Raw genomic sequence first — 16,873 nt, 5'->3', positions numbered from 1 at the left:
CTAGATTGCCCATGAACGGGCATCGCGAAGAGGATAGTGCATGACGGTTGGCCGAACGCTTCTCAAGTCGTTGCTGGCGGCAGCCCTTCTGGCGGCGGGATTGCAGGCTGCCCGCGCCGACGAATGGCGCACCACCTCATCGCTGATCGGCGAGTCCAAATACGGCGCCAATTTCCAGCACTACGATTACGTCAATCCGAACGCGCCCAAGGGCGGCACGCTGAACTCGGTGGAACTCGGCACCTTCGACAGCTTCAATCCTTTCATCGCACGCGGCACCCCTGCCGCAGGATTGAACTATCAGGGTGGGCTCCTCTACCAGTCGCTGATGGCGAAATCCCTTGACGAGGGCAGCGTCAACCATCCCGAGATAGCAGACGCCTACAAGTACCCAGCCGATTTTTCATCCGCAACTTATCGGCTCGACCCGCGTGCCAGATGGCATGATGGCCAACCGATCACCGTGGATGACGTGATTTGGTCATTTAACTTTCTCAAAAAGGAAAGTCCGCAGTTCAACCGCTATTTCGCCAACGTCACCGAGGCGGTCGCCGTTTCAGATCGGGAAGTCGAGTTCCGTTTTGATCAGAAGGGTAATCGCGAGTTACCGCTGATCATGGCGGATGTGGTGGTGCTGCCGAAGCACTGGTGGGAAGGCACCGATGCCAACGGCAAGAAGCGCGACATCACCCAGCCAAGCCTTGAAATCCCGCTCGGCTCTGGACCCTACAAGATCGAGAGCTTCAAACCTGGTTCGGAAGTCGTCTGGCGACGCGTTCGGGACTTCTGGGCCGCCGATCTGGCCATCAATGTCGGGCGCAACAACTACGACACCAGACGCTACACCTACATTCTCGATGACAACGCCGCGTGGCAAGCCTTCACCAAAGGCGGATATGAGGACATCCAGGCTGAAAACAGTGCGCGATTATGGATGACGCGCTACAATTTTCCGGCTCTCAAAGCCGGCGATGTCATCAAGCGGGAGTTCAAGGCGACATCACTCGCCTCGATGCAAGGTTTCATGCTGAACACGCGACGGACAAAGTTCCAGGATCGGCGCGTGCGCGAGGCGCTCGGTTACGCCTTCGACTTCGAAACCTTGAACCGCACCCAATCCTTCGGCCTCAACACCCGCTCCAACAGCTATTTCATGGGCAGCGAACTTGCTTCGAGCGGACTGCCGCGGGGCAAAGAATTGGAGATCCTCAATCAATACAAGGGCAAGCTCCCGCCAGAACTGTTTACCCAGGAGTTCAAGCTTCCGGTCTTCGATAGCCCGAAGGCCGAGCGGTCGTACCTGCGCGAAGCGATCGATCTGTTTGCGGCGGCGGGTTGGAAAATCCAGAATGGCCGTATGACCAATGAGAAAAGCGGGGAGCCTTTTACCGTCGAGATTCTGGGCTTCGACCAGGGCGCCGAACAAACGGTCAATCCATTTGTAAATATGCTGGGAAAGATCGGCATCTCGGCTTCGTTCAGGATAGTCGATACCAGCCAGTACATCGCTCGCGTCAACAATTTCGACTACGACGTCATAACCTCTCGGCTGCCGCAGTCGGACTCGCCGGGCAATGAACAACGCGAGTACTGGAGTTCGAAGGCAGCCGATACACCGGGCTCACGAAATTACGCGGGGATCAAGGACCCAGTGGTCGACGCACTGGTTGAACGCGTTATCTTCGCGACGGATCGCGACGACCTGCTCGCCGCCACTCATGCGCTCGACCGGGTTCTGTTGTGGAATTTCTATTGCGTCCCGCAATTCACCCGATCAGTAACCTGGCTGGCCTACTGGAACAAATTCGGCATCCCGGAAAAACAGCCGACTTACTTGGGTCCCGACATCGATTCCTGGTGGATCGACCCGGACAAGGAGAAGGCGCTGGCGGCCAAATACAAGGGCGGCAATTGATGGCGGCCCTGCCCCGCCGCGACTTTCTCGCCCTGGGCAGTGCCGCGGCAGCCGCTGCCCTGTTGCCCGGCCGGGCCTTCGCCGACATTGCGACTGGCATCAAGCTGCATGGCCTGTCCGCCTTCGGCGACCTCAAGTACAAGCCCGATTTCGCGCATTTCGACTACGTCAATCCGGACGCGCCCAAGGGCGGCCAGATGAATTTCGCGCCGCCGAACGCAACCCTCAATCAGAGCTTCCTGACCTTCAACACGTTGAATTTCCTGGTGTTGAAGGGTGAGGCGCCGCCGCGCGCCGAACTCTGTTTCGATTCGCTGATGACAAGCGCGCTCGATGAGCCGGATGCAGTCTATGGCCTGCTTGCCGAAACCGTTGCCCTGTCGCCAGACCGCAACGGTTTCCGCTTCGTGCTGCGACCGCAAGCGCGTTTCCACGACGGCTCGCCGCTGACCGCGCAAGACGTTGTCTTTGCGCTGAAGCTCTATAAGGACAAGGGCCATCCGAACCTTTCCCAGGCGTTGCGGTACATGACCGACGTGGTTGCGGTCGATCCCACCACCGTCGATCTCACCCTCAACGGCAAGCAGTCGGCGCAAAACGTCCTTGCGATCGTGGGGATGCCGATCGTCTCCAAGGCCTTTTACACGGCCAATGATTTCGATGCTTCGACCATGACGCCGCCGCTTGGCTCGGGACCCTACAAGATTGGACGCGTGGCGGCCGGACAGACGGTCGAATATGACCGCGTCGCCGATTATTGGGGCCGCGATCTCCCGGTGAACCGCGGCCTCTACAATTTCGACCGCATCCGCATCGACTTCTATCTTGACCGGCAGGCGGCATTCGAGGCCTTCAAGAAAGGCGACACGCATTTTCGCGAGGAATTCACCTCACGGGTATGGGCGACCGGATACGACTTTCCGGCGCTGAAGGACGGCAAGGTCCTCAAACGGGAATTTCCCGGCGAGAAGACGCCAGACATGCAGAGCGTCGCGCTGAACCAGCGTCGTCCGCAATTCCGCGATGAGCGGGTGCGGCGGGCGATCGCCAGATGTTTCGATTTCGAATGGATGAAGCGGGCCTTGTTTTACGGCTCCTACGAGCGTTCTCAATCGAACTTCGAACGATCGGATTACAAGGCCGAAGGCCTGCCCTCGCCTGACGAATTGGCCCTGCTGGAGCCATTCCGGGCCGAGTTGCCGCCAGAGGTTTTCGGTGAAGCGGTAACACAGCCCCTGTCCGACGGTTCGGGCCATGACCGCAAGCTGCTGGGCGAGGCTTCGAGATTGCTTGCGCAAGCCGGCTGGAAGCGCGACGGCAGTTTCGTCGTCAATGACAAGGGTGAGCGGCTGCGGGTCGAAATGCTGGCGGAGGACGATGGCATCGTTCGTATCTACACCCCGTGGTCGGAGAATATGAAGGCGATCGGGATCGACGCATCGATCCGGCAAATCGATTCGGCGCAGTATGAGCAGCGGCACAGCAATTACGACTTCGATCTTGCCTTGCTGCATTGGTCGATCGGGGCGACGCCGACTGACGACAGCCTGCAGATGCTCTATGATTCCCGCATGGCGAAAATCCCGGGGCAGCGCAACTATCCCGGCACCGAAAGCAAGGCCATCGACGCCCTGATCGCGGCAGCAGCCAAGGCGAAAGACCGTATAGAACTCGTCACGGCGCTCAGAGCGCTCGACCGGGTCTTGCGCGCGCGGCTGGACTGGATTCCAACATACTATCTGGCGAATCACCGCGTCGCCTATTGGGACATGTTCGGCTTTGTCGAACAGAAGCCTGATTTCGGCTTTCCGGTCGAGACGCTGTGGTGGTTCGATAAGGGCAAGGCGGCAAGAATTGGCAAAGGCTGAGATGTTCGCTCAACGAGGGCAGAAGGCCTGATGGGCGCCTATATCCTGCGCCGCATCCTTTTGATGATCCCGACGCTGTTCGGCATCATGGCGATATCCTTCGCCGTCATCCAGTTCGCCCCCGGCGGTCCGGTCGAACAGGTCATCGCCCGGCTGACCAATCAGGGCGGCAGCGACCGCCTCGGCGGTGGTGGCGGCGACGCGGGTGCCGGCGGCAATTTCGATGCCGCCGGTGACGTCAGCTCGAAATATCGCGGTGCGCAGGGGCTCGATCCGGAATTCATCAAGAAGCTGGAAAAGCAGTTCGGCTTCGACAAGCCGCCGCTCGAGCGCTTCGGCATGATGCTGTGGAACTATGCCCGCTTCGATTTCGGCGACAGCTATTTCCGCGACATTTCGGTGCTCGACCTGATCCTGGAAAAAATGCCGGTGTCGATCTCGATCGGGCTGTGGATCACGCTGTTGTCCTATTTGATCTCGATCCCGCTCGGCATCCGCAAGGCTGTCAAGGACGGCACTCCCTTCGACGTCTGGACCAGCGGCGTCGTCATTGTCGGCTATGCCATTCCGGGCTTCCTGTTCGGCATCATGCTGATGGTGCTGTTTGCCGGCGGGTCTTTCTGGGACTGGTTTCCGTTGCGCGGCCTCACCTCGGACAATTGGGATCAATTGTCGTGGTGGGGAAAGATCGTCGACTATTTCTGGCACATGACATTGCCGCTGACCGCGCTGGTGCTGTCGGCCTTCGCCACCACGACGCTGCTGACCAAGAACTCGTTCCTCGAAGAAATCCGCAAACAGTATGTGGTGACGGCGCGGGCCAAGGGCCTGTCGGAACGGCAGGTGCTCTACGGCCACGTCTTCCGCAACGCCATGCTGATCGTCATCGCCGGTTTTCCCGGCGCCTTCATCTCGGCCTTCTTCACCGGCTCGCTGCTGATCGAGAACATCTTCTCCCTCGATGGCCTCGGCCTGCTCGGCTTCCGGTCGGTGGTCGAGCGTGACTATCCGGTGGTGTTCGCCAATCTCTACATCTTCTCGCTGCTGGGGCTGTTCGTCGGGCTCTTGTCCGACCTGCTCTACACCTGGGTCGATCCGCGCATCGATTTCGAGCGGAGAGACGTCTGATGTCGCAGGCTACAGTCCCCGTCGACGCGGCACCCGCGCGGATCAAGCGGCCGTTTCTGTCGCCGCTCAACAAGCGCCGCCTGCAGAACTTCAAAGCCAACCGCCGCGGCTACTGGTCGCTGTGGATTTTCCTCGTCCTGTTCGTGCTGTCGCTGTTTTCCGAGTTCATCGCCAACGACAAGCCGATCATCGCTTCCTACAAGGGCGAAATCCTGTTTCCGGTGCTGGTCGCCTACCCCGAGGAAAAATTCGGCGGCTTCTATGCCGTCACCGACTATCGCGATCCGGTCATCCAGGACGAGATCAACGCCAATGGCTGGATGATCTGGCCGCCGGTGCGCTACTCCTATCAGACGGTCAACAACGCTATCCCCGAAGCAGCACCGGCCAGGCCGTCGTGGCAGTATGACGCCAAGACACGCTGCAATCAGTATCCGCAGGGTGCTGCCGACCCCGCCTGCATCGTCGGCAACTGGAATTGGCTCGGCACCGACGACCAGGCGCGCGACGTGCTGGCGCGCGTCATCTACGGCTTCCGCATTTCGGTGCTGTTCGGCCTGATCCTGACCGCCGGCTCGGCTTTGATCGGCGTCGCGGCCGGCGCCGTGCAAGGTTATTTCGGCGGCTGGACGGATCTCTTGTTCCAGCGTTTCATCGAGATCTGGTCCGCCATCCCGGTGCTCTATCTCCTGCTCATCGTCGCCGCCATCCTGCCGCCGGGCTTCTTCATCCTGCTCGGCCTGATGCTGCTGTTTTCCTGGGTGGCGCTGGTCGGCGTGGTGCGGGCCGAGTTCCTGCGCGCCCGCAATTTCGAATATGTCAACGCGGCCCGGGCGCTCGGCGTGCCCAACCGCACCATCATGTTCCGGCACCTGCTGCCCAATGCCATGGTGGCGACATTGACCTTCATGCCCTTCCTGCTCTCGGGCTCGATCTCGACGCTGACCTCGCTCGACTACCTCGGCTTTGGCCTGCCGCCCGGCTCCGCCTCGCTCGGCGAATTGCTCAAGCAGGCGCAGCGCAACCTCAATGCGCCGTGGCTCGGCATTTCCGGCTTCGTCGTCATCTCGCTGATGCTGTCCCTGCTGGTCTTCGTCGGCGAGGCGACGCGCGACGCCTTCGATCCGCGCAAGACGTTCCGATGAGCGAAGCCCCCTTGCTCAGCGTACAGGACCTCAGCGTCGCCTTCAGCCAGGGCGGCGGCCAGTCGACGGCTGTCGACCACATCTCGTTCGACATCGCCAAGGGCGAGACGGTGGCGCTGGTCGGCGAATCCGGCTCCGGCAAATCGGTCTCGGCGCTTTCGGTGCTGAAGCTTTTGCCCTATCCAAGCGCCAGCCACCCCTCGGGAAAGATCGTGTTCCAGGGCAACGACCTGCTGGCGATGAGCGAGAAGCAGTTGCGGCAGGTGCGCGGCAACAAGATCACCATGATCTTCCAGGAGCCGATGACCTCGCTCAATCCGCTGCACACGATCGAGCATCAAATCGTCGAGATCCTGAAGCTGCACCAAGGCATGGCCGACCGCCCCGCCAAGGAGCGCACGCTGGCCCTGCTCAACGAGGTTGGCATCCGCGATCCGCACAAGCGCCTCGATGCCTATCCACACCAGTTGTCCGGGGGCCAGCGCCAGCGCGTGATGATCGCCATGGCGCTGGCCAACGAGCCCGAACTTCTGATCGCCGACGAGCCGACGACGGCGCTCGACGTCACCGTTCAGGCGCAGATCCTCGAACTGCTGGCCGGCTTGAAGAGCCGCAAGGGCATGTCGATGCTGTTCATCACCCATGATCTCGGCATCGTGCGCAAGATTGCCGACCGCGTCTGCGTGATGACCAAGGGCAAGATCGTCGAGACCGGCCCGACCAAGGAGATCTTCGCCAATCCGCAGCATGCCTACACAAGGCATCTGCTGGCGGCCGAGCCGAAGGGCAAGCCGCCGGCCGCCAATGCCGACGCCAAGCCGGTCATGACCGGCAAGGACATAAAGGTCTGGTTCCCGATCAAGCAGGGCTTCTTCCGCCGCACCGTCGACAATGTGAAGGCAGTGGACGGCATCGATGTCACCGTGCGCGCCGGCCAGACGCTCGGCGTGGTCGGCGAATCCGGCTCCGGCAAGACGACGCTCGGCTTGGCGCTGGCGCGCATGATCTCGTCAACCGGCATGATCCAGTTCAACGGTCGCGACATCAACCAGCTGTCCTTCAATGCAATGCGGCCGCTCAGGCGCGAATTGCAGATCGTCTTCCAGGATCCGTTCGGCTCGCTCAGCCCGCGCATGTCGATCGCCGAGATCATCGAGGAAGGCCTCAAGATCCACGAGCCGAAGCTGTCGCCCGACGAGCGCGACGACAAGGTGGCCGCCGTGCTGAAGGAGGTTGGGCTCGATCCGGCGACCCGCAACCGCTACCCGCACGAGTTTTCCGGTGGCCAGCGCCAGCGCGTTGCCATCGCACGCGCCATGGTGCTCAACCCGCGCTTCGTCATGCTGGACGAGCCGACATCGGCACTCGACATGAGCGTGCAGGCGCAGGTCGTCGACCTGCTGCGCAGCCTGCAGGCCAAGCACGATCTCGCCTATCTCTTCATCAGCCATGATTTGAAAGTCATCCGGGCGCTCGCCAACGACGTCATCGTCATGCGCAATGGCAGGATCGTCGAAGCCGGCCCTTCCCAGCAGATTTTTGAAAATCCGCAAACCGACTATACTCGGGCGCTGATCTCGGCCGCCTTCAAGATCGAGACGGCACCGGTCGGCATCGTCAGCGAGTGATTTGCGTAAAGAGGGACTAAAGGACCGCAATGGAAAAAGGCCGCATCCTGCTTGCCGTCACCGGCTTTCATCCGCAGCGCTGGCGCGACCTGCTGTCGGCCGAACGCGAGGTGGTGCTGGAGCCGGACGGCGCCAGCGACCCGTCGATCACCTATGCCGTTGTATGGAAGCAGAAGCCGAACATCCTGGCGTCGCTGCCCAATCTGCGCGCCATCTTCTCGATCGGCGCCGGCGTCGACCATATCTTCGCCGATCCCGGCCTGCCCGACGTGCCGATCGTCAAAATCGTTGCCGACAACCTCACCCAGTACATGACCGAATATGTCGTCTGGCGGGTGCTCGACCATCACCGCCAGGGCCTGCTCTACCGGTCGCAGCAGTCGAAGAAGATCTGGCATGAGCCGCAGCAGAGGCCTGCCGGTGACATTTCGGTCGGCATCATGGGGCTCGGCAGTCTCGGCCGGGCCGCGGCATCGGTGCTGCTCTCGCTCGGCTTTGCCGTCAATGGCTGGTCGCGCAGCGACAAGGCCATGCAAGGCGTCGCGACCTATTCCGGCGAGGCTGGATTGATCCCCTTCCTCAAGGCAACCGACATCCTGGTGGTGCTTCTGCCGCTGACGCCGGAGACCAAGGGCATCATCAACTACGGCGTGCTGAAGGAGCTGCGGAAACGCAACGGCCTCGGCGGCTCGGTGCTGATCAATGCCGGGCGTGGCCGCCTGCAGAAGGATGCCGACATTTTGCGGGCGCTGGATGACGGCACGTTGAAGGAGGCAAGCCTCGACGTGTTCGAGGTCGAACCGCTGCCGAAGACCAGTCCGCTGTGGGGGCATCCGAAAGTGTTCGTGACGCCACACGCGGCGGCGACCTCCGATCCGGTGCATCTGGCGCCGATCATGCTGCGCCAGATGGACGCCTTCGAACGCGGCGAAAAGCTCGACAATCTGGTGGACCGCGATGCAGGGTATTAGCCAGGACAAGGCCTCATCGGGCCAGGTCCCACTCCCGGAAGCACTTCTTGATTGCCCGCAGTGACGATAACTGCACCTTTGGCAGATCAATCTGCTCGAACATAGCCAGGTAGCGTTTGCGATTTTTCGGCGTGGCGACAGTGATATGGCGGATCATATCCCATTTGACGCTGTCGCGCCCGCCCTCCAAGGCACCGCGCCTCTCCCGCTCCAACAACGTCCGGCGAAAATAGCGCAACAAACTTGCGGGTGTGGAAATGTCCAACAGGATCAATCCCGTCGCCCGCCGAAAACGTTGCGGCATACCTACCGAATAATTCCCATCCATCACCCAACGCTCTCCGGCGATTGCGGCGTCGTGCAAGGCAATGAATTCGTCCCTTGGGCGCGCTTCCCAATCCGTGTTCGGGAGATGGAAGAGCTGATCGAGGTGAACAGTCGCCAGATCACGCTTGCGGGCAATCGCGTCGGCGAGGGTCGACTTGCCACTGTTGGACGGCCCCAAGATACATATGCGGTCCCCGAGCTCCGAGAGATGCATCCGATCGTGCCCTGCAAGGTGGTTTGTTGCCTGCGATTCTCGACCCGTAGCCGCCTCCGACCTCTAGCCAGGCAGAGCGATCTTCTTCTGCTTCTCCGGCTGGCCGCAGTCGCGTCGGTCGATCGACCGGTTCATGGCATCGATCTCACCGCTCGCCTTGTCGGTATCGCGCTTGGCCTTCGAGCGCATGTCCGGCGTGAACGGGCCGAAGCCCATCGCCGGATTGGAGAAGGTCGGCTTGGCCTTCGTCGGCAGGTTGTATTGCTGCGCCAACCCGTTGCGCTGCGCCAGCAACTGGTCGCACGGCACGGTGTCATATTGCAGGGACGACTGGATGTTCGCATCCTGCTGTTCCGACATCGAAGTGCCACCGACACAGCCGGCGGTCAGCAGGCAAGAGGCCAAGATCATCATGTTCCAGCGCATCGGCTATGCTCCTCCTGATATCCCGCCCTGACGCGAGCAGATGCCAAATATCAGTCGCGCATGCAAATCGGACTTTTTCACAGCAGGAATATTTGCGAGGCGGCGAGGCTGCCCCTCCGCAGGCGCGCGGCTGACGGAGCATCAAACGAAAAACCCGCCTGTCCGGCGGGTCACTGGCGCAAATCAGCACCATGGGCGAAAATGTACCATAGCTGAGGGCAGGGTGTCAAGAAAAAATTCCTATCGCACCCGACGAAAAGCTGCCGACACCGCCGACCGGCTGCCGTCAGGTCCTTTGTTCAGCTGAGTTCGGAGCCCTGGCCACAACGACCAACCCGTTGACGTGTTCCCCGCGATCCTGCCGGATCGCGGTTGGTTCCAGTGACAGGACCGAAAGCCCGTTGGCGGCCAGCACGTCGAGCACATAGCGTTGCGCATGCGCATAGCGGCGTGACGGCAGCAGCGCAAAATCGCCATCGCCAGCCAGCGTCTCGACGGAAAACGCGAACAGGCCATCCGTGGCCAGCAGGCCGGCAATCGTCTTCACCACGCCGCCCAGCGCACCGACATAGATGAAAACATCGGCCACCGTCACCAGATCGGCTTTCGGACCGGCATAGGAAAAATCCCGCAGATCGGCCTTGTCGAGGAAATCGTAGACGCCCTTGGCCCGCGCCTTTCTCAGCATTTTGGCCGAAATGTCATACCCCTCCAGCCGGTCGGCGATCGGCCGCAGCCTCTGCCCCATCAGGCCTGTGCCGCAGCCGAGATCGAGCGCCAGCGCGAAGCGGCCCGGCCTTGCCGCTCGAATGGCCTGGTCGAGCATCCCAGGCAGGCGGTAACCCAGCCTGCCGACCAGGGACTCGTCGAAGCTCTCGGCATAATGGTCGAACAAGGTCTCGACGAAGGCGCTGGGGAGCGCATCGACCGCCGGCGCCTTGCCGATCAATTGCAGGTTCAGTGCAGCGCCTTGACGATCCGATGGATCGAGTTGCAGCGACATCGTCCACGCCTGTGCGGCCAGATCCGCCGCGCCCGCCGCCTGCTGCATCTCGCCGAGGCGAAACCAGCCCATCGCCCATTGCGGCGTTATTTCCAGCGCACCGAGCAGCAATTCCGCCGCCGCCGCATGATCGCCATCAGCGTGCAGCATCTCGGCATAGTCGGCGCGGCGATCGGCGTTCAAGTCGCCTGACGAGGCCTGAAGCGGTTTCATGGCGATGGGTCCTGCCGGCGGATCGAGCCGGCGGTGCTCTATGCGGGAGTCAGCAGTGACTTACAACAGGCTTCCCGCCGCGGAATTATATCCTATCTTGGAGACCATGCGCACCAGTGTTCTGCTTCACCCCCGGCCCGAGGGCCTCTATTGCCCGCCGGGCGATTTCTTCATCGACCCGGTGCGGCCGGTCAACCGGGCACTGATCACGCATGGCCATTCCGACCACGCGCGTTCCGGCCACCGCTCGGTGCTGGCGACGCAGCAGACGCTCGACATTATGGGGCTGCGCTACGGCGAGGATTTCGCTGGAACAACACAAGCGGCAAGGCTCGGCGAGACGATTGCCCTCGATGGCGTCAGCGTCAGCTTCCATCCGGCCGGCCATGTGCTGGGCTCGGCGCAGATAGCGGTCGAGCATCAGGGCACGCGCATCGTCGCTTCCGGCGACTACAAGCGGCAGAGGGACGCGACCTGCGCGCCATTCGAGCCGATCCCGTGCGATGTGTTCATCACCGAAGCGACGTTCGGCCTGCCGGTGTTTCGCCATCCCCCCGACACCGAAGAAATCGCCCGCCTGCTGAAATCGGCCGCGCAGTTCCCCGAACGCTCGCATCTGGTCGGCGCCTATGCGCTGGGCAAGGCGCAACGGGTGATGCGGCTGTTGCGCGACGCCGGCTACGACAGGCCGCTCTACATCCATGGCGCGCTGGCCAAGCTCAGTGAGTACTACCAGAGCCAAGGCATCGATCTCGGCACCCTCGAACCGGCGACCGTCGAAAGCGGCGGCAAGGATGATTTTGCCGGCGCCATCGTCGTCGGCCCGCCTTCGGCCTTCGCGGATCGCTGGGCGCGGCGGTTTCCCGATCCGATCTCGTGCTTTGCGTCAGGCTGGATGCGTATCCGCCAGCGCGCCAAGCAGGGCGGCGTCGAACTGCCGCTGATCATCTCGGACCATGCCGACTGGGATGAGCTGACCGCCACCATCAAGGAGACCGGAGCCGAAGAGGTCTGGGTGACGCATGGCCGCGAGGAGGCGCTGGTCCGCTGGTGCGAGCTCAAAGGCATCGCGGCGCGGCCGCTGCACCTGGTGGGCTACGAGGACGAGGGCGATTGATGACACCTTTGGCTGATTTTGCGCCCTACGGCGCCCCCCTCTGTCCTGCCGGACATCTCCCCCTCAAGGGGGGAGATCGGCTGCTTCGACGCTGCGCTCATTCTCGCGACGTTGGAGATTGGCGAAAGCAGTGGGGATATCCAATCTCCCCCCTTGAGGGGGAGATGTCCGGCAGGACAGAGGGGGGCGCGACAGAACGCGACGTTCCCAGATTGGCGAGGTTCACGCCGCCATGAACCGCTTCGCCGAACTTCTCGACCGCCTGGTGCTGACGCCGTCGCGCAACGGCAAGCTGACCTTGCTGACCGACTATTTCCGCAGCGTCGAGGATCCCGATCGCGGCCTGGCGCTGGCTGCCATCACTGGCGATCTCCACATCGCCGCGGTCAAGCCGGCGATGCTGCGCATGCTCGTCACCGAGCGCATGGATCCGGTGCTGTTCGGCTATTCCTACGACTATGTCGGCGATCTCGCCGAAACGGTGTCGCTGGTCTGGCCGCAAACGCCCGGAAACATCCCGAACCGCGAGCCGACGCTTGGCGAGGTTGTCGCCAAACTGCAGGCGGCAAGCCGCTCCGACGGGCCCAAGGTGCTGGCGGGGCTGCTCGACAGCGCCGGCATCTCGGCACGCTTTGCCATCATCAAGCTGGTCACCGGCGGCCTGCGCATCGGCGTGTCGGCGCGTCTGGCCAAACAGGCGCTGGCGGATTTCGGCAAGGTCGAGGTCGCGGAGATCGAGGAGCTCTGGCACGGGCTGTCACCGCCTTACACAGCGTTGTTCGCCTGGCTGGAAGGCAAGGCCGAAAAGCCCAGGAACACGGCGTTGGCATTGTTTCGCCCGGTGATGCTGTCGAACCCGGTCGGCGACGGCGATCTCGAAAAGCTCGATCCGGCCGATTATGCCGCCGAATGGAAATGGGACGGCATCCGTGTCCAGGCGGTGGCGGAGGGCGGCATCCGCCGGCTCTATTCGCGCACCGGCGATGACGTTTCGGGCGCCTTTCCGGACCTCGCCGAGGCCATGCATTTTTCCGCAACGCTGGACGGCGAACTGCTTGTCGGCGATCCCCGGGAGGCGACGGGAACCTTCTCCGATCTGCAGCAACGGCTGAATCGCAAGACGGTGGCACCGAAGATGCAGCAGCAATACCCGGCCTTCATGCGCTGCTACGATCTGCTCCAGGTCGGCGGCGAGGATTTGCGCGCGCTGCCGTTTCGCGAACGGCGCGGCCGGCTGGAAAGCTTTGTCGCGACACTCGACCCGAGCCGTTTCGATCTGTCGCCATTCGTCGACTTCACGGACTGGCAAACGCTGGAGGAACTGCGCCGGGCGCCGCCGCATCCGATCATCGAAGGCGTCATGCTGAAGCGCTGGGACTCAGCCTATGTCGCCGGCCGGCCGAAAGGTCCGTGGTTCAAGTGGAAACGCGATCCGCACACAGTGGACGCGGTGCTGATGTATGCGCAGCGCGGCCACGGCAAACGGTCGAGCTTCTATTCCGACTATACGTTCGGTGTCTGGACAGGTGCCGAAGGCGAAGAAGAACTGGTACCGGTCGGCAAGGCCTATTTCGGCTTCACCGACGAGGAGTTGAAGCAGATCGACAAATATGTCCGCGACAACACGATCGAGCGTTTCGGGCCGGTGCGCTCGGTGCGGGCCGACCGCGACAACGGCCTGGTGCTGGAAGTCGCCTTCGAAGGACTGAACCGCTCGACCCGGCACAAATCCGGCGTCGCCATGCGCTTTCCCCGCATTTCGCGATTGCGCTGGGACAAGCCGGCCAACGAGGCCGACCGCATCGAAACGCTGCAGGCGCTGCTCGACCGATAATTAGCGCGGTGCGGGGTTCGCTATGGCTCGATCGAAACGCGGATTTCGTAGATGTCGGCGGCCTTGCCCTGCTTGTCGAAGTCGGAATTGATGGCAATGGTGCCGGCCGAGCCCGGATGCTTGTCGGGAAACTGCACGTCGAACAGATATTCGTTCTGCTGCTGGCCGACCGCATAGCGCTTGCGGCCGCAGTCGCCGAGTTCGCCGAAATTGCAGTCGACCGAAATCTGCGTCTCCTTGCCTTCTTCGGAGCGGGCAATGATGTCGAACACGGCATGTTTGCCGGCCAGTTTCTCCAGCACGCCTTGTCCGACGTCGAAGCTGATCGCCGAACCGGACGCGCCGGAACGGATGCGCAGGAACGAACCGGTATCGTCCTTCATCACCTCGGCCCTGGCGTCCGATGGCGCACTGACATGCGATGCATCGGCCGGCGAAAACACATTGATCCAGTCGCGCGACTGGTCGGCGGCGCCGGGTTTTGCCGGACCGCCGTCGGCCGGTGTGAAATCGTCGTCCTCGACGGTCGGCGGCGCTTCAGGTGGTGCGGTGTCGAGTTGGGCCGACGTCTTGAACACGCCGGTCTGCACGGCGAAGAACAGGCCGATGCCAACCGCTGCCAGCAGTGTCACGGTCAGGAAGATGGCGGTCAGCGGCAGGCGACGCCCTCTTATGCGTCTTTCATCGCGGTCGGGCGCCACTTCCGTGGTCGCGCCGGCCGCGGCCGGAACCGACATGTCGATGGCCGGTGCATCGGGAAGCGAGGCGTCCGGCATGATGTCGGGAACGATGGGCAGGACGCGCGAGCGCGGCGCATCGGCAGCGGATTGCACGGGGCCGTCGACGACGACATCGGGGGACGATGCCTGTCGGCCGGTTTCGACCGCGGGCGCCGAGTCCGCTCCGAGTTCGACCGCCGGTGCATCGCCCTGCGGGCCGACATCCGGCACCGCCGGCAGGAACTCGGATTCGATTTCGGTGATTTTCGCCTGGATTGCCTTGCGGCGCTTGATGGCGACCTCAACGGTCACACCGGGATTGGCCTGGAGCGCGCGATCAAGCGCGGCAAAAGCCGAGCGATAGACCCTCTCGCGGAACGCGCGGTCCTCGGCATTGCCTTTCTCCAAGGCGTTCCGGATCGCTTTTTCGATCGCGTCCAAGCGGGTCCCTCTGTCTTTGCCTACCTTGCCGTGATCGTTAGCCGCAGGCGACCAATCAATCAACGGGCGAGCGGCGCATTCTGCCTCGCAGAGGTATGCAAAGTCCATTCCGGCGCTGTTCCGGCAACAAAATCAGCATGTTTCACCGATTTTCACGCGCGGAGAGCGCACGTACCGTGCGCCGCATCCCTTGGCGATTGATTGGCGGACAAGGCGGCGGCCGGCTTTCGAGGGTGCCATGACGCCGCCGCAGGAATTGCCAAGTCGCATCTTGAATTCGCGCCCGGTTGCGTCTATCACCGCCGCATCTTGGAGGCGTTGGCTTCCCGGGCCGCTTTAGCTCAGTTGGTAGAGCACCGCATTCGTAATGCGGGGGTCGCGTGTTCGAGTCACGCAAGCGGCACCATTTCTCCTCCTTTTTGTCGTCTACCCCTTCGCATCTGGCGCAAAGGATTGCGGCGCCGGCCTGGCAGATCTGCCATTGTCGTGACCCCGGTTTGGTGTGAAACTCATGGCCTCAGCATGGGAGGTCAAAAAATGCCCAACAATTTCAAGACCGGAGACGTGGTCAAGCTGAAATCCGGAGGCCCCAGAATGACGGTCAGCGATGGCGCAGCCTCGGGCATGTATCTGTGCCACTGGTTCAATCGCGAGGGCGAGGTGTGGACCCCGCAGCATGCCGGGTTCAAGCCCGAACAACTGATTGCGGCCGACCAGTCGGACTAGAGCTCCTTCCATCCCGATCGACGGGATGCGCACCCGAGCACGAATGGATCAGCACGCGCGACCGACGGATTTTCCGGGTCGCGGCGTTTAACGGTTGAAGCGCGATGACGGCACAAGCCGTCTGCATCGCGCCAAGCTGGAGACGCACAACATGATCAGCCGTTCGATATTAGTCGTTGCCTTGAGTTTGCAGACGGTTGCGGCTCTTGCCCAGGCAACGACCCCGCCTGCACCGCAGACCGGCGCGCCACTTGCCGCGCCAGGCGCGTCGGGGACCAGGTCCGACATCACGCTGGCCAAATTCCAGAAGCGGCGCGAAAAGGCGATCATGGCGGCCGACACGGATGGCGACGGCAAGATCAGCCTGCTGGAATGGGAGGCCTTTCAGGCGAAGCGCAACGTCAAGGGCGACGCCGCCAGATCCTTCGCTCGGATCGATTCCAACCATGACGGCTTCATCGATCGCGCCGAACTCGATGCCTTCTTCGCCAAGCGCTTCGCCCGGCTGGACAAGAATGCCGATGGCATTCTGACAGCCGACGAACTGCCGGGCCACAAAACCGCTCCCAAGCAAGAGCAATGACCAAGAGGCAATGACGCGCGATGAACATCGGGAGTGCGCCGACTGATGGCTGCGGATCCGGACGAGGAGCTGGTTCGCCGTGTCGGCGCCGGCGAGCCGGCAGCCGTGCAAACGCTCGTCGCGCGCAAGCTGCCGCGTATCCTGGCGCTTGCCGTGCGCATGCTCGGCGATGCGGCGGAGGCCGAGGATGTCGCGCAGGAAACCTTCGTGCGGATCTGGCGCCATGCCGCGAGCTGGCGGCGCGGCAATGCGCGCTTCGACAGCTGGATCCACCGGGTGACGCTCAACCTTTGCTACGACCGGCTGCGTCGCAGGCGCGAGTGGGTGACCGGCGACCTGCCGGACGTCGCCGATCCTGCGCCGCTTCCCGATGCTCATTCCGAGGAAGAAGCCCATCGGGTCGAACGGGCGCTGCAAGCCATAGCGCCGCGCCAGCGCGAAGCGATCGTTCTGGTCTACTATCAGGAGATGTCCAATATCGAGGCGGCAGCGACACTGCAGATCAGCGTCGATGCCCTGGAAAGCCTGCTCGCGCGCGGCCGGCGGTCGCTGCAAGCGATCCTGGCGGAGGATGGCGCCGATGAGTAAACGCCGGGCAAGCAGCAACGCAGCACG

At 62.5% G+C, this 16,873-nt stretch carries 15 protein-coding genes and 1 tRNA gene; 12 read left to right on the top strand and 4 right to left on the bottom strand.

What is annotated here, in order from left to right; translation table 11 throughout:
* The first annotated feature begins 40 nt into the window (after positions 1-40).
* The 6 genes from LB519_RS02290 to LB519_RS02265 are packed head-to-tail and all read left to right on the top strand — an operon-like array spanning position 41 to position 8,655.
* On the top strand, positions 41-1,915 hold the full coding sequence (locus LB519_RS02290; RefSeq protein ID WP_224618539.1) for an extracellular solute-binding protein: 1,875 nt from the start codon (positions 41-43) through the stop codon (positions 1,913-1,915).
* Positions 1,915-3,783, top strand: a complete 1,869-nt coding sequence (locus LB519_RS02285) for an extracellular solute-binding protein (protein WP_127385031.1) — start codon at positions 1,915-1,917, stop codon at positions 3,781-3,783. The genes LB519_RS02290 and LB519_RS02285 overlap by 1 nt, the downstream gene beginning before the upstream one ends.
* A 30-nt stretch (positions 3,784-3,813) precedes the next feature.
* Positions 3,814-4,911, top strand: a complete 1,098-nt coding sequence (locus tag LB519_RS02280) for a microcin C ABC transporter permease YejB (protein WP_013527941.1) — start codon at positions 3,814-3,816, stop codon at positions 4,909-4,911.
* A complete protein-coding gene (locus tag LB519_RS02275) occupies positions 4,911-6,056 on the top strand; it encodes an ABC transporter permease (RefSeq protein WP_224618538.1) in 1,146 nt (381 codons plus the stop codon). Before LB519_RS02280 ends, LB519_RS02275 begins: the two co-directional genes overlap by 1 nt.
* The gene (locus tag LB519_RS02270; RefSeq protein ID WP_063169973.1) at positions 6,053-7,684 is read left to right on the top strand and encodes an ABC transporter ATP-binding protein; all 1,632 of its coding nucleotides are present in this window, start codon (positions 6,053-6,055) and stop codon (positions 7,682-7,684) included. The genes LB519_RS02275 and LB519_RS02270 overlap by 4 nt, the downstream gene beginning before the upstream one ends.
* A 29-nt stretch (positions 7,685-7,713) precedes the next feature.
* Complete coding sequence (locus LB519_RS02265; RefSeq protein ID WP_224618536.1) at positions 7,714-8,655, top strand: 2-hydroxyacid dehydrogenase; 942 nt, start codon at positions 7,714-7,716, stop codon at positions 8,653-8,655.
* A 13-nt stretch (positions 8,656-8,668) separates the two neighbouring features.
* Here LB519_RS02265 and LB519_RS02260 read toward each other — a convergent pair whose 3' ends face one another.
* The 3 genes from LB519_RS02260 to LB519_RS02250 form a co-directional block, all read right to left on the bottom strand.
* Positions 8,669-9,196, bottom strand: a complete 528-nt coding sequence (locus LB519_RS02260; protein WP_063169971.1) for an AAA family ATPase — start codon at positions 9,194-9,196, stop codon at positions 8,669-8,671.
* A gap of 63 nt (positions 9,197-9,259) precedes the next feature.
* Positions 9,260-9,622, bottom strand: a complete 363-nt coding sequence (locus LB519_RS02255; RefSeq protein ID WP_224618534.1) for a hypothetical protein — start codon at positions 9,620-9,622, stop codon at positions 9,260-9,262.
* Between the two features lie 286 nt (positions 9,623-9,908).
* Positions 9,909-10,838: a class I SAM-dependent DNA methyltransferase gene (locus LB519_RS02250; RefSeq protein WP_224618533.1), complete on the bottom strand. Its 930-nt coding sequence runs from the start codon at positions 10,836-10,838 to the stop codon at positions 9,909-9,911.
* Positions 10,839-10,944: 106 nt separating this feature from the next.
* Here LB519_RS02250 and LB519_RS02245 point away from each other — a divergent pair, with 106 nt between their 5' ends.
* Both LB519_RS02245 and LB519_RS02240 read left to right on the top strand, forming a co-directional pair.
* The gene (locus LB519_RS02245) at positions 10,945-11,955 is read left to right on the top strand and encodes a ligase-associated DNA damage response exonuclease (RefSeq protein WP_013527947.1); all 1,011 of its coding nucleotides are present in this window, start codon (positions 10,945-10,947) and stop codon (positions 11,953-11,955) included.
* 232 nt (positions 11,956-12,187) lie between these two features.
* On the top strand, positions 12,188-13,789 hold the full coding sequence (locus tag LB519_RS02240) for a cisplatin damage response ATP-dependent DNA ligase (RefSeq protein WP_024503421.1): 1,602 nt from the start codon (positions 12,188-12,190) through the stop codon (positions 13,787-13,789).
* Positions 13,790-13,809: 20 nt separating this feature from the next.
* Here LB519_RS02240 and LB519_RS02235 read toward each other — a convergent pair whose 3' ends face one another.
* Entirely contained in the window at positions 13,810-14,949 is a 1,140-nt protein-coding gene (locus LB519_RS02235) for a hypothetical protein (RefSeq protein WP_224618531.1), read from the bottom strand.
* A gap of 330 nt (positions 14,950-15,279) precedes the next feature.
* On the opposite strand from LB519_RS02235, the gene LB519_RS02230 reads away from it, so the two are divergent.
* The 4 genes from LB519_RS02230 (at position 15,280) to LB519_RS02215 (ending at position 16,846) form a co-directional block, all read left to right on the top strand.
* Positions 15,280-15,355: transfer RNA gene (locus LB519_RS02230), tRNA-Thr, on the top strand.
* 131 nt (positions 15,356-15,486) lie between these two features.
* Positions 15,487-15,675, top strand: a complete 189-nt coding sequence (locus tag LB519_RS02225; protein WP_013527958.1) for a YodC family protein — start codon at positions 15,487-15,489, stop codon at positions 15,673-15,675.
* 151 nt (positions 15,676-15,826) lie between these two features.
* A complete protein-coding gene (locus LB519_RS02220) occupies positions 15,827-16,258 on the top strand; it encodes an EF-hand domain-containing protein (protein WP_013527959.1) in 432 nt (143 codons plus the stop codon).
* Positions 16,259-16,303: 45 nt separating this feature from the next.
* Positions 16,304-16,846, top strand: coding sequence for an RNA polymerase sigma factor (locus LB519_RS02215; RefSeq protein WP_013527960.1), 543 nt, complete (start codon positions 16,304-16,306; stop codon positions 16,844-16,846).
* Positions 16,847-16,873 lie beyond the last annotated feature (27 nt).

It is taken from the genome of Mesorhizobium sp. AD1-1, from assembly GCF_020164655.1.
In the GTDB taxonomy this organism is placed as follows: Bacteria; Pseudomonadota; Alphaproteobacteria; order Rhizobiales; family Rhizobiaceae; genus Mesorhizobium; species Mesorhizobium ciceri.
Note: the sequence above shows the minus strand (reverse complement) of the source record. Positions and strands in the feature narration are given on the sequence as shown.

What these genes read in the sequence shown, in the direction of transcription:
- LB519_RS02285 (WP_127385031.1), top strand. Translation starts at nt 1,915, where the DNA reads ATGGCGGCCCTGCCCCGCCGCGACTTTCTCGCCCTGGGCAGTGCCGCG.
- LB519_RS02215 (WP_013527960.1), top strand. Translation starts at nt 16,304, where the DNA reads ATGGCTGCGGATCCGGACGAGGAGCTGGTTCGCCGTGTCGGCGCCGGC.
- LB519_RS02240 (WP_024503421.1), top strand. Translation starts at nt 12,188, where the DNA reads ATGAACCGCTTCGCCGAACTTCTCGACCGCCTGGTGCTGACGCCGTCG.
- LB519_RS02275 (WP_224618538.1), top strand. Translation starts at nt 4,911, where the DNA reads ATGTCGCAGGCTACAGTCCCCGTCGACGCGGCACCCGCGCGGATCAAG.
- LB519_RS02265 (WP_224618536.1), top strand. Translation starts at nt 7,714, where the DNA reads ATGGAAAAAGGCCGCATCCTGCTTGCCGTCACCGGCTTTCATCCGCAG.
- LB519_RS02270 (WP_063169973.1), top strand. Translation starts at nt 6,053, where the DNA reads ATGAGCGAAGCCCCCTTGCTCAGCGTACAGGACCTCAGCGTCGCCTTC.
- LB519_RS02250 (WP_224618533.1), bottom strand. Translation starts at nt 10,838, where the DNA reads ATGAAACCGCTTCAGGCCTCGTCAGGCGACTTGAACGCCGATCGCCGC.
- LB519_RS02225 (WP_013527958.1), top strand. Translation starts at nt 15,487, where the DNA reads ATGCCCAACAATTTCAAGACCGGAGACGTGGTCAAGCTGAAATCCGGA.
- LB519_RS02255 (WP_224618534.1), bottom strand. Translation starts at nt 9,622, where the DNA reads ATGCGCTGGAACATGATGATCTTGGCCTCTTGCCTGCTGACCGCCGGC.
- LB519_RS02290 (WP_224618539.1), top strand. Translation starts at nt 41, where the DNA reads ATGACGGTTGGCCGAACGCTTCTCAAGTCGTTGCTGGCGGCAGCCCTT.
- LB519_RS02220 (WP_013527959.1), top strand. Translation starts at nt 15,827, where the DNA reads ATGATCAGCCGTTCGATATTAGTCGTTGCCTTGAGTTTGCAGACGGTT.
- LB519_RS02280 (WP_013527941.1), top strand. Translation starts at nt 3,814, where the DNA reads ATGGGCGCCTATATCCTGCGCCGCATCCTTTTGATGATCCCGACGCTG.
- LB519_RS02260 (WP_063169971.1), bottom strand. Translation starts at nt 9,196, where the DNA reads ATGCATCTCTCGGAGCTCGGGGACCGCATATGTATCTTGGGGCCGTCC.
- LB519_RS02245 (WP_013527947.1), top strand. Translation starts at nt 10,945, where the DNA reads ATGCGCACCAGTGTTCTGCTTCACCCCCGGCCCGAGGGCCTCTATTGC.